Here is a 14,039-nt window from a genome sequence, read left to right on the forward strand (position 1 = left end):
CAGGAAATCGTTCTAGGGGAGAAACGGGCAATAGTCAGCCGTCGAACGCGATCGCTCAGCCGGGAATCTGCACCGTCACATAGCGGCCGAGCCCGCGGCGCTGGACGAACAGCAGCACCTGCTTGGCGCCACTGCTCTTCGCCTGGCCCACGATCCGCGCCAGATCCGCCGCGGTGCGCACCGGGATGCGGTTGGCCGTGGTGATCAGGTCGCCGCGGGTAAGGCCCTTGCCGGCGGCATCGCTGCTCGCGTCGACCTGCACCACGACGACGCCCTGGGCATTGGCATCGGCGCCGATCTGGCGCGCGATCTGCGGCGTCAGCGGCGTCACGGCGACGCCGAGCGATGCGGCCGCGGTCGTCTCGCCGTCCTGCGGACCGCTGTCATTGTCGTCGAGATCGAACTGCTGCGCGAGTTCTTCCTCGGGCGGGCGCGTGCCGACGGTGACGGTAACGGTCTGGCGCTTGCCGTCGCGGATCAGCTCGATCGGGATGCGCGTGCCCGGCGCCACGTTGGCGACGATGAAGCTCAGCGTCTGGTCCGGCGTGACGTCCTGGTTGTTGACGCGGACGATCACGTCGCCCTGGCGGAGGCCCGCCTTTTCCGCCGGCTGGCCGGGTTCGACGCGCGCGACGATCGTGCCGCCGTTCTTGGGCACGCCGAACGATTCGGCGAGATCGGCGGTGAGCTCCTGCATCTGGATGCCGAGATAGCCGCGGGTGATCGTCTGCCCCTTCATCAGCCGGTCGAGGATCGGCTTGGCTTCGGTCGAAGGGATGGCGAAGCCGATGCCGACATTGCCGCCGGTCGGCGAAAGGATCTGCGAGTTGATCCCGATCACGTTGCCGCTGAGGTCGAACAGCGGACCGCCCGAATTACCGCGGTTGATCGAGGCGTCGGTCTGGATGAAACGGTCGAACGCCCCGCCCACGGTCGAGCGATGCAATGCCGACACGATGCCGGCGGTCACCGATCCGCCGAGGCCGAAGGGGCTGCCGATCGCGACCACCCAGTCACCCACTCGCGCCTGATTGGAATCGCCCAGGCGAACGAAGGGCAGGTTGGTGGCGTCGATCTTGAGCACGGCAAGGTCCGACTGCGCGTCACGGCCGACGAGGCGTGCCTTATATTCCTTGCGGTCGGTCAGCGTGACGGTGATCGCTTCGACGACCGCGCCGCGGGTGCCCGCGGTGACGACATGGTTGTTGGTCACGATGTAGCCGTCGGCCGAAATCAGGAAGCCCGATCCCAGCGATTCCGCCTGGCGCGTCACCGGCTGGCCGCCCTGGCCCGGGACGAGCCCCTCGAACGGGGTGCCCGCGAACGGATTGGTGTTCACCTGCACGCGCTGCGTGGTCGAGATGTTGACCACCGCGGGCTGGAGCTTGGCGACCATGTCGGCGAAGCTCATCGGCGCGCCGGCGCGCGGCACGCTCGCCTGGATCGCGCCGGGCTCGTTCTGCGCGGTCTGCGCGCCGGCGGTGGTGTTCAGGGTCATCACGGCGGCGGCGCCGCTCAGGGCAAGGGCAGTGGTAAGAGCGTAGGCGTAACGCACGGATACGAATCCCTTCAAAGGATGGGCAAGGTTTCGGGCGCGGTTGTCGCGCCCGAATGCTGAACGCTGATTGAATATGAACGAAGGTGCAGGATCATCGTTGCCCCATGAACTCGCGCAGATAGCTGTTCTGCGGAGAGAGCACGATCGACGTCTCGCCCTTGCCCTCGCCCTGTGCGAGGAAGGTCGCCCGATAGGACTGCATCGCACGGTAGAAATCGTAGAATGCGGGGTCCTTGTTGAACGCCTGGGCATAGACCTGCGCGGCCTGCGCCTGGGCGGTCGCGCGGATGATCTGCGCTTCCTTCAGGCCCTGCGCCTTGATCGTCGCCGCTTCCTGCCGCCGCGCGGTCGCCATTCGGTTGAGCGCGCTTTCCAGCGGCGATCCGCTCGGCAGCTCGGTCTGCTTGATCCGCACATCGACGATCTCGACGCCGTATTGGCTGGCGAGCCGCTGCAGCGCGTTCTGGATATTGTCCATCACTTCGCCGCGCTCGGGGCTGAGCAAGGTGGAGGAGGGCCGCTTGCCGAGTTCGTTGCGCAGCGACGAGCCGAACAGCGGCTGTAGCTGGTCGCGCACGCGCTCCTCGCTGCCGACGGTGACCACCATCCTGAGCGGATCGACTACGCGGAACCGGGCATAGGCGTCGACCTCGAGTCGCAGCTGATCGGTGGAGAGCACCGGCTGGTTGGGCAAATCGATGTCGAGCACGCGCTTGTCGACCCAGACGACGCGGTCGATGAAGGGGATGCGGAAGATCGGCCCCGCCTGGGTCCGCCCGAACTGCTCGTTGGGCTGATAGGCATTGATCGTGCGGAGCGGCTGTTCGAGCCGCAGGATCACGACCTGCTTCGATTCGGGGACGATCGCGATCGTGCTCATGATCACCACGAGCACCAGGATCACGGCGATGGCGATGCCGATCGGGCTGCGGAACCAGCTGGCGGTCATCGCGGTGCTCCTGCCTGGGCCTGGGGCCGGAGGGTAGCGTCAGCGGGAGGCGTGCCGCCTCCGCCGCGCACTGCCGGCAGCGGCAGATAGGGCGTCACGCCGGGCGCCTCGACGATCGTCTTGTTGGTGCGCGAAAGCACCTGTTCCATCGTCTCGTAATACATGCGGCGTCGGGTCACCTCGGGTGCGAGCTTGTACTGCTCATAGATCTTGTCGAACTCGGCCGCTTCGCCCTGCGCCTGGGCGAGCACCTGCTGGGCATAGGCATTGGCGTTGTTCTTGTTGGCCTGGGCTTCCTGCTGCGCGGCGGTGACCTGCTTGAAGTCCTCGTCCACGGCCTGCGGCGCGGCGGCCTTCTGGATCGCGACGCCCTGGATGCGGATGCCCGAATGATATTGGTCGAGGATCTGCTGCATCGTCGCCTGGACCTGGCCTTCGATCCGCGAACGGCCCTGGCCGATGGCTTCGTTGAGCGTCGTCGTTGCGACGATCTGGCGCATCGCGCTTTCGGCGGTCGCGCGAACGGTGTCCTCGGGCCGCGCGATCTGGAACTTGTAGTCGACTGCGCTGCTGATGTCCCAGCGCACCGAATAAGCGAGGTCGACGATGTTCTGGTCGCCGGTCAGCATCAGATTCTCGCCGCTCGGCGGGAAATTCTCGGTGCGGATATTGGCGACGTCGACGACATCGACGAGCTGGAGCGGCGCGGGCAGAGTCAGCCGAACCCCGGGGGTCAGCGTGGCCGAATAGGAACCGAGCGTGGTCACGACGCCGCGTTCGCGCGGGCCGATCGGATGAATGCTGGTATAGAGCACCCAGATCAGCAGCAGGCCGCCGATCACCAGCATCCACAGCCGGCTGCCGGACGGAATCCCGGGGAGGCCACCACCACCGCCGCGGGCGCGCTTGAGCAGCTCGTCGAGGCTGGTCGCGCCAGGGCGTGGGCGCTTGCCGTCGGGCGGGAAGGACCAGGGGTTGCGCGGGCCGCCGCCATTGCCCGAGCCGCCCCCGTTTCCGGAGCCGCCGCCGCCACTGCCCCACGGACTCTTGGGAGCTTCGTTCTTGAAGATGCCGGCCAGTCCGCGCCAGCCCGATAGGTTCATCATGCCTGTCTTTATAAGGACGGATACGCGGATTTACAGTGGCAGCCGCCGATTGTGCGCCTATCTGGCCTGTAATGACGGATGCAGACAGCTTGAAAGCGGCGCTCGCGCCGATCGCGGCGGGCCGCGCGACGGTGCGTTTCGAAGAGGGCAAAGCGAGCATCGTGCTCGACGTGACCGGGCTCGGGCCCGAGGCGCGCGACGAGCTCGAGGCCGATGTCCGGCGCACGGTCGAGGCCGCGCCGGGCGTCGCCGAAGTCCGCGTGCTGCTCACCAGCGAGCGGCGCACGCGGCGGCTGATCGCCGTGGCGAGCGGCAAGGGCGGGGTGGGCAAGTCCACCGTCGCGGCGAACCTGGCGATCGCGCTGGCGAAGCGCGGACGTCGCGTCGGGCTGGTCGATGCCGATATCTATGGTCCGTCGCAGACTCGGCTGCTCGACGTCGAGGGCATCAGGCCGCAGGCGCGCGGAAAGACCCTGATCCCGGTGCAGACCAAATTCGGCGTGCCGTTGCTTTCGATGGGCGGGCTGGTGCCCGACGGCCAGGCGATCGCGTGGCGCGGATCGATGGCGGGCGGCGCGCTCGGCCAGATGGTCGATGCCGATTGGGGCGACGCCGAAATACTGATCATGGATCTGCCCCCCGGCACCGGCGATCTCCAGCTGACGATGGTCCAGAAGCACAAGCCTGCAGGCGCGATCATCGTCTCGACGCCGCAGGATCTCGCATTGATCGACGCGACCCGCGCGATCGACCTGTTCAACAAGGTCAACGTGCCGATCGTCGGCATGATCGAGAACATGTCCGGCTATGCCTGCCCGCATTGCGGCGAGATCTCGGATCCGTTCGGCAGCGGCGGCGCGGAGGCCGCGGCGGCGAAGATGGGGCTACCCTTTCTCGGCCGCGTGCCGCTCGAACTGACGATCCGCACCGCATCCGACGCGGGCGATCCGCCGGCGGCGGGGAACGGCCCGCAGGCGGAGACGTTCGCTGCACTGGCGGCACGGCTGGATGACTGGATCGCCGCGAACGGAGAATGACGCCCATGCCGCTGACCCGCGACGAAGACATTCGCCAGTTGCTCGAAGAGACGCGCACGATCGCGATGATCGGCGCGTCGGACCGGCCGGATCGGCCGAGCTACGGCGTGATGGCCTATCTCCAGAGCCGCGGCTACCGCGTGATCCCGGTCAACCCGCAGATCACCGGCGAGCATATCCACGGCGAATTCGTGTTCCGCGATCTCGCCCAGATCGGCGAACCCATCGACATGGTCGACATCTTCCGCCGCTCGATCGCGGCGGGCGAGGCGGTGGACGAGGCGATCGCGGCCGGGGCGAAATCGGTCTGGCTCCAGATCGGCGTGATCAACGAGGAAGCAGCCGCCCGCGCCGAGGCGGCGGGGCTCAAGGTGGTGATGGACCGCTGCCCCAAGATCGAGATACCCCGGCTCGGCGTACCGCGGGTCGGCGGCGCGCACTGAGGTTTTTGAACAAACGCTCTTTCTTCCGTTCGCCCTGAGCCTGTCGAAGGGCGCCTATCCGCATGCGACTTGCCTGAGGCCGTGCTTCGACAGGCTCAGCACGAACGGTGGAGTGGCGACACCTTCAGACCCGCTTCAACGCCCGGATCAGCCCCTCCAAATCACCGACATCCTGGTACAGCCCGAACCCGATCCGCAGCACGTCCCCGCGCACATCGACGATCACATCCTCCGCCTCGAGCTGCGCCTTCCACCGCGCCGCCTCGGGCGAACGCAATGCGACGAACCGCGCCGGCGATCCCGGATTGAGCAACTCCGCCTCCAGCGGCAGCTCCGCCAGCAGACGTTCTTTCAGCGCGCCCGCATGCGCCGCGATGTCGCCGGTGCCCAGCCTTTCCTGCCGCAGCATGTCGCGCACCGCGACGAACCGGTAGATCCCCGAGGGGTCGAAAGTCGCGCCGAGGAAGCGCCGCGCATCGGGCGCATAGCCCACGCTGCCCGGCGGCAGCGACAGATCGTCGAACTCGGCATACCAGCCGGTGGTCTCCGGCCGCGGACCGAACCCCGGCGGCGCGTGGAGGAACGCGCAGCCTTCGCCCGCCATCGCATATTTGTAGCCGCCGGCGAGATAGAACACCCGGTCCGCCACTGCCGAAAGATCGGTCTCCAGCGCCATGAAGCCGTGATAGCCGTCGATCACCACCCACGGCCCTTCGGGACGCGCGAGTGCCGCCAATTCGGCCAGCCCGTCGAACACATGCCCGGTGCCGAATTGGACCTGGCTGACGAAGATCAGGTCATGCCCGCCCGAACCCGCGCGTTCGACCAGCGAACCGAGCGGCACCCGCTCGACCACTGCGCTGCCCGCCTCTTCCCACCGCGCACTCTGCCGCCGGAAGCTGTGGAATTCCCCGTCGCTGGTCAGGATGCGCAGCGGCCGCGGGGGCAGTGCGGAGGCGATCCGCAGCAACAGTTCGTGCGTATTGGGCGCGAACACGATCGTCGAAGAATCGGGCAGCCCCAGCTCGGCGGCGACATGGCCCTGCGCCGCGGGCCAGATCTCGCCCATCACCCGCTCCCATTTGCGGTCGGCGAGGCGCACCCCGTCCTCCCATGCGGCAAGCTGGCCGACATAAGAGGCATCGGGCCACAAATGGTGCGAATGCGCGGCGAAGTGCAGCCGTTCGGGCGCCGCGGCGATCGCCCGCTGGAACAGGCGCTTGTACGATCTCACAGGTCGGTGCGGAGCGACCACAGCTCCGGAAAGGCGCGCTTGACGAGCGTCGATTCGAGATAGGGCACGCCCGCGGTGCCGCCGGTGCCCCTCTTGCCGCCGATCACTCGGCTGACGGTGAGCACATGCTTGTGCCGCCACGTCGCCAGCGCATCGTCGATATCGACCAGTTTCTCGGCGAGCTGATACAGATCCCAATGCGTCGTCGGATCGCGATAGACCACCGTCCAGGCCTCGCGGACCGCATCGCTGGGCTCGTATTTCTCGGGCCAGTTGCGCGTCAGGGCTTCGGCAGGAACATCGAATCCGGCGCGTGCGAGCGCGGCATTAGCATCGTCCCACAAGCTCGGCTGCGCGGCGAATTCGGTAGTCAGCGGCCCCGGCACGCCGCCGCCGCGCACGCCCAGCAAGGTCTCAACCGCGCGGAACTGGTCCGACTGGAAGCCCGAGCTCGGGCCGAGCACTTCGCGGAAGTGCGTGTAATCGGACGGCGTCATCGTCGCGAGCACGTCCCAGCTCAAGGTCATCACCGCCTGTATCCGGCTCACCCGGGCAAGCCCCTTATAGGCCTCGATCAGCCGCCCCTCGCGCACCAGCGCCTTGGCCGGCAACAACTCGGCGATCATCTGCTTGAGCCACAGTTCCTTGGTCTGGTGGATGATGATGAACAGCAATTCGTCATGCCGGTCCGACAGCGGATGCTGGGCAGTGAGAAGCCGGTCGAGCGCGAGATAGCGCCCATAGGTCATGCTTTCGGTCATGCTGCCTTCTAGGGAATTTTCATGGCAGTCGTCATCCCCGCGAAAGCGGGGACCCATCTCCCGGACTATCCAGCTGATGCTACCGGTCTGGCTCGTTGCTGCCGCAGGAGATGGCCCCCCGCTTTCGCGGGAGTGACGGGAAGGGAATGGCGTAGGCTTCCAATGTAGGATTTCATGTGGGACGTTCGTCGCACGCGCTCTTTGAATCCGTTGAAAATCTCCAACAGAATTGCGCATCATAATTGCGTGGTGGCGTAACTTTATTCCCGATTCGCCGTGCAAACAGTGAAAGTTGACAGCGATACGGAGCGGAAGCGCCGCCGAATCAGTCCCTCAGCAACTCGTTGATTCCGGTCTTGCTGCGCGTCTGCGCGTCGACGGTCTTGACGATCACCGCGCAATAAAGCGCGGGCTTGCCGTCGCCGCCGCCAGTGCTGCCCGGCACCACCACCGAATAAGGCGGCACATGCCCGCGATGGACCTCGCCCGTCGCGCGGTCGATGATCTTGGTCGAGGCGCCCAGATACACGCCCATCGACAGCACCGCGCCCTCGCCGACGCGCACACCCTCGGCCACTTCGGCACGCGCGCCGATGAACGCGCCGTCGCCGATGATCACCGGATCGGCCTGGAGCGGCTCGAGCACGCCGCCGATGCCGACGCCGCCCGAGAGGTGGACGTTCCTGCCGATCTGCGCGCAGCTTCCCACCGTCGACCAGGTGTCGACCATCGTGCCTTCGCCGACATGGGCGCCGATATTGACGAAGCTCGGCATCAGCACCGCGCCCTTGCCGATATGCGCGCCGTGGCGGACGATCGATCCGGGCACTGCGCGGAAGCCGGCTTCGCGAAAGGCGGTCTCGCCCCAGTTCGCGAATTTCGACGGCACCTTGTCGAACCAATTGGCGCCGCCCGGGCCCTCGGCGACGACATTGTCGTTGAGCCGAAAGCTCAGCAGCACCGCCTTTTTGAGCCACTGGTTGACCTGCCAGCCGCCGTCGGCGGTCGGCTCGGCCACGCGCGCCTCGCCGCGGTCGAGCAGGTTGAGCGCCTCGGCGACGGCTTCGCGCACCGCGCCCTCGGTTCCGAAGCCCAGATTGGCCCGGTCCTCCCAGGCGGCGTCGATGGTTGCGGCGAGGTCGGTCACGTCAATCCTCCAAAATTTCGTGCAGCCATTGGCCGAGATCGGTCACGGTATAGTCGATGAAGCTGCGGTCCGCGTCCGGCGTCTGCTCGGATCCGTTGTCGATCCACACCGTGGTCATTCCGATCGCCTTGGCGGGCTTCAGGTTGCGCGCCATGTCCTCGACGAACAGCGATTCCCGCGGGTCCAGCCCATAGGCGTCGCACAGCCCCTGATAGGCCGAAGGATCGGGCTTGGGGCGATACTGCGTCGCGTGGATGTCGTGGATCGCCTCGAAGGTCTCGCCGAGGCCAAGCCGGTCGAGCACCTTTCCCGCATAAGGCGCATCGCCGTTGGTGAAGACCAGTTTGCGCCCCGGCAGCCGCGCCAGCGCCTCGATCAGCGCCTCGTTGCGCTCCAGCACGTCCATGTCGACGTCGTGCACATCGGCCAGGTAATGGTGCGGATCGACGCCGTGCTCCGCCATCAGCCCCGAAAGCGTGGTGCCGTGCGCGTGGAAATAGCCCTTCTGGATGCGGTGCGCTTCGTCCGCATCGCAATTCAGCAGCGTCCGCACATATTCGCCGATCCGCGCGTCTATCATAGTGAACAGGTTAGCACTTACCGGATAGAGCGTGTTGTCCAGATCGAAGATCCAGTTGCGGATATGGGAGAGCGCGGGAAGCATCGGAACGGGGCTCTACGGAGTGGACGCGAACGCCGCAAGGCGGCAGGGACGATTGGCATTAAGCTACGGTAAAGGCTGCGAAACATATCTGCACCATTGTGCATCTCCAACTGGGATCAACAGGATGCGGGCGGGATTTCATGCGCGATTGATGCGAAGCGCGGCGATGAGCGGCTTCCTCGCGCTTGCCGCCTGCGGCGGAGGCGGTAGCGGCGGCGGCGGAGTCAATCCGATCCCGGCGCCGGCGCCCGCGCCGACACCCGCACCGGTACCGACGCCGACTCCCACGCCCGTACCCACGCCTACGCCGACACCTGGCGTGAACTACGACACCGCCGAATATCGCGCGACGATCGGCGCGGTCTCGATGAATGCGCTCACTGCCTACAGCCATGGCGGCACGGGCGCGGGCATCCGCGTCGGCGTGATCGACAGCGGCATCGACTTGCAGAGCGCCGAATTCGGCGATTGCTCGGGCGGGATCGGCACGGGTTCGTGCCGCATCGCCGGCGCGTCGATCGCCGCCGCCGGCAACGGCACGATCGACGACGAGGGCGGGCATGGCACTGCGGTGGCCTTCACCATCGCCGGGCGCCGCAACGATGCCGGCACCCACGGCGTCGCGTTCGACGCGCAGCTCATCGTCGCACGCGCCGACACGCCGGGCAGCTGCGCTACCGAGAAAGCCAGCGATCCCGACAGCGGCTGCAGCTTCGGCGACAATGCGATCGCGCTGGGGCTCGACGCGGCCCGTACCGGCGGCGCGCGCGTCGTCAACATCTCGCTGGGCGGGGATCCGCCCAATGCGCGGCTGCTCCAGGCGATCGGCGACGCCACGGCGGCGGGGATCGTCATCGTGATCTCGGCCGGCAATGATGGCGACAAGCCCGAAGGCGTGAACCCCGATCCTTTTGCCGGGGGCGCCGCCGCAAGCGCAGGCGCGCGCGGACTGGTGATCATCGCCGGCTCGGTTGGTACCGCCGATCAGATCTCGACCTTCAGCAACCGCGCGGGCACCGGCGCGAACGCCTATCTCGCGGCGGTCGGCGAGCGCGTGCGCGCGCCGGACCAGACCAACACGGCGATGCTCTGGTCGGGCACGTCCTTCTCGGCGCCGCAGATAGCGGGCGCGGTCGCCTTGCTCGCACAGGCGTTTCCGAACCTCACCGGCGCGCAGATCGTCCAGCTCCTTTATGCAACCGCGCGCGACGTCGGGGCGGCGGGCATCGACCCGGTCTATGGCCGCGGCGTGCTCGACCTCACGCGCGCCTTCCAGCCGGTCGGCACGACGTCGCTCGCCGGATCGACCGGCGCGGTCTCTACCGGCGTCAACGGCGCGCTCTCGACGCCGATGGGCGACGCCAGGCAGGGGGCACTCGGCGCGGTGGTGCTCGATTCGTTCGATCGCGCCTTCGCGACCGAGCTCGCGCGCTCGATCGTCCGCCAGGGCCCGGCGCGCCGGCTGCCTGCCCTGATGGCGACGCGCCAGCGCAGTTTCTCGGCCGGCATGCGCGATCTCAGCGTCGCAGTGTCGCTGGTGCCGACGCGCGACACGATCCGGATCGAGCGGCTCGGCATCGGCACGCGCGATGCCGGCGTGGCGCGGATGCTCGCCGCCACGGTCAGCGGCAGGCTGGGCAGTACGGCGCAATTCGCGATCGGCGCGTCGGAAAGCGGCAACACGCTCACCGCGCGGCTCGCCGGGCGCGACGAACCCGCCTTCCTGGTCGCGCGCGATCCGCTGCACAGCGCCGGGTTCGACGTCGATGTGCGCGGTTCGGTCGCGGTACGCCAGTCGCTCGGGCGGTGGGGCGTCAGCCTCGCGCAGGAGCAGGGCCAGGTGCTCAGCCGCCGTGACACCCAGTTCGCGGCACTCCGCTGGGATCCGCAGCGTTCGGGCTATTGGCGCACCACGCTCGGCCTCGACCGCAGCTTCGGCAATCTGCGTGCGGGGCTGTCGCTGACCCGGCTCAGCGAGCGCGACACCGTGCTCGGCGCGCGCTTCAGCGGCGGGCTGGGCGCGGCGCGCGCAGACAGCAATTTCGTCGATCTCGGGCTGCGCTACGACATGGGTGAAGGCTGGTCGCTCGGCGGCTCGATGCGGCAGGGCTGGACCAGTGCGAAGCTGCGTCAGGGCGTCCAGGGCAGCGGTCTCATTCGCACCAACGCCTTCGCCGCCGATATCGGCAAGGACGGGGTCTTCGGCTCCGCCGACAGCTTCGGCCTCCGCATCGCCCAGCCGCTTCGCGTCGCGCGCGGCGGGATCCATATCGCGCTTCCCGCCGACTGGGATTACTCGACCATGGCGGTCAGCGCGTGGGACCGGGGCCTCATCAATCTCGCACCGGAGGGGCGGGAGATCGACTATGAGCTGCGTTATTCCTGGCCGCTGCTGGGGGGCGATGTGAGCAGCAATTTGTTCCTGCGCCGCAACCCGGGCAATTACGCCTCCTTCCCGAGCGACAAGGGCGGCGCGGTGCGGCTGACTTTGGGGTTCTGAGAAGCTTCGCGGCCTGAAAGCAAAGCTTCGGGTGGCGCTCGGGCGGGGTGCGCCCCATCTCCGCTCCCATGACCGCATATTCGCTGCTCGATCTCGTTCCCATCGTCCAGGGCGGGAGCGCCGCCCAGGCGCTCGCCAATGCCGCCGATCTCGCGCGCCATGCCGAAAGCCTGGGCTTCACCCGCTATTGGGTCGCCGAGCATCACGGCATGGAGGGGATCGCCAGTGCCGCCACCGCGGTGGTGATCGCCCATGTCGGCGCCGCGACCGCGACGATCCGCGTCGGGGCGGGGGGCATCATGCTCCCCAACCATTCGCCGCTGCAGGTCGCCGAGGCGTTCGGCACGCTCGACGCGCTCTTCCCCGGCCGCGTCGATCTCGGGCTCGGCCGTGCGCCGGGTTCGGACCAGCGGGTCGCGGCGGCGATCCGGCGCGGGCTGGGCGGCGACGGCAACGACTTCCCGCAGGACGTGATCGAGCTGCAAAGCTATTTCGCCGATGACGGCCAGACCGGCGTTCGCGCCACCCCCGGCGCGGGGGCGAAGGTCGATCTGTGGATCCTCGGCTCCAGCCTGTTCGGCGCGCAACTCGCCGCGGCGCTGGGACTGCCTTATGCCTTCGCCTCGCATTTCGCGCCGGGACTGCTCGACGAGGCGATCGACATGTACCGCCGCAACTTCCGTGCCTCGGCGGCGCTCGACAAGCCGCACCTGATGCTCGGCTTCAACGTCTTCGCCGCCGACAGCGACGAGGAGGCGGCGTACCTCGCCAGCTCGCAGCAGCAGGCCTTCGTCGCGATCCGCACCACGGGACGCGGTATCCAGCTCCCCCCGCCGGTCCATGGCTATCGCGAGAATCTGGGCCCGCACGGCAATGCGATGCTCGATCAGGTGCTTTCGGCCAGCGCGATCGGTGGGCTGGACAAGGTCCGCGACCAGCTCGCCGCCTTCATCGCCCGCACCGGCGCCGACGAACTGATGCTCACCAGCGCGATGTTCGATCACGACGCCCGCAAGAAAAGCCTGACGATCGCCGCCGAGGCGATGCGAGCGCTCTAAATCCTCCCTCGCGAAGCGGGGGAGGGGGACCAGCGAAGCTGGTGGAGGGGGCCTCTCCGCGAGCTATGTACTTGCGGCCACGCCCCCTCCGTCACGCTACGCGCGCCACCTCCCCCGCTTCGCGAGGGAGGATTTCTATTTCCCCAGAGGCTCAGCTCGCCGCCGGTAGCCGCAGGCGCACGAGCAGTCCGCCGAGATCGTCGCTCTCCTCGAGGCTGACGGTGCCGTCGTAGATCTCCGCGACGTCGCGGACGATGGCGAGGCCGAGCCCGGTGCCGGGCTTGCCGCTGTCGAGCCGGACGCCGCGGTCGAAGATGCGGATGCGGTCCGCTTCCGGGATACCGCGGCCGTCATCCTCGACGATGATCTCGACAAATCCCGCCTGCACGCCCGCGGTGATGAACACGCTGCCCCCGCCATATTTGGCGGCGTTCTCGACCAAATTGCCGAGGATCTCGTCGAGATCCTGCCGCTCGATATGCGCGATCAGGTCCTTCTGGCCGTCCACGTCGATGCGGACATTGGGATAGAGCCGCGCCACCGCGCGCTCGACCGCCTCGATCGACGGCCAGACCTGCGCACGGCTATGCGCGCTGCCGCGGCGGCCGACGGCGCGGGCGCGGGCGAGGTGGTGGTCGATCTGGCGGCGCATCGTCCGCGCCTCGCGGATCACCGTGGGGGCAAGGTCCTCCTGTCCCGCCGCGGCGGCGTTCATGATCACGCTGAGAGGGGTCTTGAGCGCGTGGGCGAGATTGCCGGCATGTCGCCGGGCCTCCTCCGCCTGGCGATCGTTATGCTCGACCAGTGCGTTCAATTCCTCAACCATCGGCGCGATTTCGGCGGGCATGCGGTCCTCGATCCGCTTCGATTTGCCCGCGCGCAGCCGCGCGATCTCCTTGCGCACTTTCCGCAGCGGCAGCAGGCCGTACCAGGTCTGCAGCCCGACCATCGCGATCAGCCCGAGCCCGAGCAGCACGAAGCTGCGCACCAGGGTCCGCCGCAAGGTCGCGATCTGCGCGTCGAGCCCGTCGCGGCTCTGCGCCACCTGGAATTTCCAGCGGACCGGCGATCCGGGGAGTTTGATGTCGCGTTCGGCGATCCGCAGCATCTGGTTGCTGGGATCGTTGGGGTCGCGGTCGGGACGCGGCGTTTTGTCGACGAATTCGTCGCTGTCGTAGATGTGGAGCTCGCGGTCGTCGTGGCGCTGGTTGACGCGCAGCTTGCGGTCCCAGAGCGACCGCGAGGGAAAGGGCTCGAACCCCTTGCCGCTGATCTGCCAGTAAGCACCCGAACCGGGTTCGAGAAAACGCTGATCCGCCAATTCGCGATTCAGGATGACTTGCCCCAGCGAGTCCAGTTCGGCGGAGACGATCATCGACGTCAGCAGATAATCGAGCTGCTCGTCGAAATTGCGCGTGAGCGCATCGGTGAGGATGCGGTTGAGACCGACGCCCCCGCCGACCAGCAGCACGAAGATCCATGCCGCCGCGATCAGGATCATCCGCCGGCTCACCGAGCCGCGCGCGCGCACATAGTGGCGCGGCTGGGGCTCGGGCGCCGCCTCGACGCTCACCGGGGACGG

12 protein-coding genes are annotated in these 14,039 nt (G+C 67.8%); 4 read left to right on the top strand and 8 right to left on the bottom strand.

Features of this window, described 5'->3' with window-relative positions:
- Positions 1–55: 55 nt before the first annotated feature.
- The 3 genes from ASE13_RS13370 to hflK form a co-directional block, all read right to left on the bottom strand.
- Positions 56–1,555 carry a Do family serine endopeptidase gene (locus ASE13_RS13370; RefSeq protein ID WP_056617824.1) on the bottom strand — a complete coding sequence of 500 codons (1,500 nt, stop codon included), beginning with the start codon at positions 1,553–1,555 and terminating at the stop codon, positions 56–58.
- 94 nt (positions 1,556–1,649) lie between these two features.
- Positions 1,650–2,507: a protease modulator HflC gene (gene hflC / locus ASE13_RS13375; protein ID WP_056616643.1), complete on the bottom strand. Its 858-nt coding sequence runs from the start codon at positions 2,505–2,507 to the stop codon at positions 1,650–1,652.
- Positions 2,504–3,613, bottom strand: coding sequence for a protease modulator HflK (gene hflK / locus ASE13_RS13380; RefSeq protein WP_082596778.1), 1,110 nt, complete (start codon positions 3,611–3,613; stop codon positions 2,504–2,506). The genes hflC and hflK overlap by 4 nt, the downstream gene beginning before the upstream one ends.
- 71 nt (positions 3,614–3,684) lie before the next feature.
- On the opposite strand from hflK, the gene ASE13_RS13385 reads away from it, so the two are divergent.
- Complete coding sequence (locus ASE13_RS13385; RefSeq protein ID WP_056616646.1) at positions 3,685–4,650, top strand: P-loop NTPase; 966 nt, start codon at positions 3,685–3,687, stop codon at positions 4,648–4,650.
- A 5-nt stretch (positions 4,651–4,655) separates the two neighbouring features.
- Entirely contained in the window at positions 4,656–5,093 is a 438-nt protein-coding gene (locus ASE13_RS13390) for a CoA-binding protein (RefSeq protein ID WP_056617826.1), read from the top strand.
- Positions 5,094–5,217: 124 nt separating this feature from the next.
- On the opposite strand, the gene ASE13_RS13395 is transcribed toward ASE13_RS13390, so the two are convergent.
- The 4 genes from ASE13_RS13395 to ASE13_RS13410 form a co-directional block, all read right to left on the bottom strand.
- On the bottom strand, positions 5,218–6,327 hold the full coding sequence (locus ASE13_RS13395) for a class V aminotransferase (protein WP_056616649.1): 1,110 nt from the start codon (positions 6,325–6,327) through the stop codon (positions 5,218–5,220).
- On the bottom strand, positions 6,324–7,088 hold the full coding sequence (locus ASE13_RS13400; protein WP_056616654.1) for a tryptophan 2,3-dioxygenase: 765 nt from the start codon (positions 7,086–7,088) through the stop codon (positions 6,324–6,326). The genes ASE13_RS13395 and ASE13_RS13400 overlap by 4 nt, the downstream gene beginning before the upstream one ends.
- A gap of 325 nt (positions 7,089–7,413) precedes the next feature.
- Complete coding sequence (gene dapD / locus ASE13_RS13405) at positions 7,414–8,235, bottom strand: 2,3,4,5-tetrahydropyridine-2,6-dicarboxylate N-succinyltransferase (RefSeq protein WP_056616657.1); 822 nt, start codon at positions 8,233–8,235, stop codon at positions 7,414–7,416.
- Position 8,236: 1 nt separating this feature from the next.
- Positions 8,237–8,899 (bottom strand): pyrimidine 5'-nucleotidase, encoded by a 663-nt coding sequence (locus ASE13_RS13410; RefSeq protein ID WP_056616660.1) that lies wholly within the window; start codon positions 8,897–8,899, stop codon positions 8,237–8,239.
- A gap of 166 nt (positions 8,900–9,065) precedes the next feature.
- Here ASE13_RS13410 and ASE13_RS13415 point away from each other — a divergent pair, with 166 nt between their 5' ends.
- Both ASE13_RS13415 and ASE13_RS13420 read left to right on the top strand, forming a co-directional pair.
- Positions 9,066–11,399 carry a S8 family peptidase gene (locus ASE13_RS13415; protein WP_235536975.1) on the top strand — a complete coding sequence of 778 codons (2,334 nt, stop codon included), beginning with the start codon at positions 9,066–9,068 and terminating at the stop codon, positions 11,397–11,399.
- A gap of 68 nt (positions 11,400–11,467) precedes the next feature.
- Positions 11,468–12,457, top strand: a complete 990-nt coding sequence (locus ASE13_RS13420; protein ID WP_056616663.1) for an LLM class flavin-dependent oxidoreductase — start codon at positions 11,468–11,470, stop codon at positions 12,455–12,457.
- Positions 12,458–12,608: 151 nt separating this feature from the next.
- Here the strand turns inward: ASE13_RS13420 and ASE13_RS13425 are convergent, their stop codons facing one another.
- Positions 12,609–13,958 carry a sensor histidine kinase gene (locus ASE13_RS13425; protein ID WP_056617833.1) on the bottom strand — a complete coding sequence of 450 codons (1,350 nt, stop codon included), beginning with the start codon at positions 13,956–13,958 and terminating at the stop codon, positions 12,609–12,611.
- Positions 13,959–14,039: the final 81 nt, after the last annotated feature.

Origin of the sequence: Sphingomonas sp. Root241 (assembly GCF_001428865.1) — a bacterium.
GTDB lineage: Bacteria > Pseudomonadota > Alphaproteobacteria > Sphingomonadales > Sphingomonadaceae > Sphingomonas.

Excerpts from the sequence above, each read along its gene's own strand:
- ASE13_RS13410 (WP_056616660.1), bottom strand. The coding sequence starts at position 8,899 with ATGCTTCCCGCGCTCTCCCATATCCGCAACTGGATCTTCGATCTGGAC.
- hflC (WP_056616643.1), bottom strand. The coding sequence starts at position 2,507 with ATGACCGCCAGCTGGTTCCGCAGCCCGATCGGCATCGCCATCGCCGTG.
- ASE13_RS13400 (WP_056616654.1), bottom strand. The coding sequence starts at position 7,088 with ATGACCGAAAGCATGACCTATGGGCGCTATCTCGCGCTCGACCGGCTT.
- ASE13_RS13385 (WP_056616646.1), top strand. The coding sequence starts at position 3,685 with ATGACGGATGCAGACAGCTTGAAAGCGGCGCTCGCGCCGATCGCGGCG.
- ASE13_RS13420 (WP_056616663.1), top strand. The coding sequence starts at position 11,468 with ATGACCGCATATTCGCTGCTCGATCTCGTTCCCATCGTCCAGGGCGGG.
- hflK (WP_082596778.1), bottom strand. The coding sequence starts at position 3,613 with ATGATGAACCTATCGGGCTGGCGCGGACTGGCCGGCATCTTCAAGAAC.
- ASE13_RS13425 (WP_056617833.1), bottom strand. The coding sequence starts at position 13,958 with ATGATCCTGATCGCGGCGGCATGGATCTTCGTGCTGCTGGTCGGCGGG.
- ASE13_RS13390 (WP_056617826.1), top strand. The coding sequence starts at position 4,656 with ATGCCGCTGACCCGCGACGAAGACATTCGCCAGTTGCTCGAAGAGACG.
- ASE13_RS13415 (WP_235536975.1), top strand. The coding sequence starts at position 9,066 with ATGAGCGGCTTCCTCGCGCTTGCCGCCTGCGGCGGAGGCGGTAGCGGC.